Source organism: Carnobacterium sp., assembly GCF_032094055.1.
Classification (GTDB): Bacteria; Bacillota; Bacilli; order Lactobacillales; family Carnobacteriaceae; genus Carnobacterium_A.
Map to the genome: position 1 here is coordinate 5,358 of NZ_DAMDAK010000117.1, position 664 is coordinate 6,021.

The window sequence follows — 664 nt, forward strand, 5'->3', positions numbered from 1 at the left end:
TAATTAAAAATCAATGGAACGGAGATAAACATTAAAATGACAGTCGAAAAAACAATTGCAAAGCACTTATTAGATATTAAAGCCGTAAGTTTAAATCCAAATAGTCCCTTTACTTGGGCAAGTGGAATGAAAAGCCCAATTTATTGCGATAACCGTATTACGATGGGGTATCCGTCGGTTCGAAAAGAGATCGCCCAGGATATTGCTGATTTGATTCGAGAAAATTATCCAGATGTAGAAGTGATCGCTGGTACGGCTACAGCGGGAATCCCACATGCTGCGTGGGTTGCGGAAGTATTAGATTTACCTATGGTCTATATCCGCAGCAAAGCAAAAGAGCATGGCAAAGGCAACCAAATTGAAGGCCGGTTAATACCCGGACAGAAAATGGTCGTGATCGAAGATCTCATCTCAACAGGTGGAAGTGTCATTGAAGCTTGTGAAGCAGCAGCGAAAGAAGGGGCAGAGATTCTTGGAGTAGCTGCTATTTTTACTTATGAATTGCCAAAAGGAGTAGAAAACTTTAATCAGCACAACATCTCATTAAAAACATTAACGAACTATACGACTTTAATTGAAGTTGCCTTAGAAACGAAAGCCATCGAACCAGAAGATGTCAATCTATTAAAACAATGGAAAAAAGATCCAGTGAATTGGAAAAAAT

General features: G+C 39.2%; 1 protein-coding gene. It reads left to right on the plus strand.

The genetic code is table 11. The features are described 5' to 3' along the window. Positions 1 to 36: 36 nt before the first annotated feature. A partial coding sequence (gene pyrE / locus RT405_RS12760; RefSeq protein ID WP_313470177.1) for an orotate phosphoribosyltransferase occupies positions 37 to 664 on the plus strand: 628 nt, incomplete at its 3' end.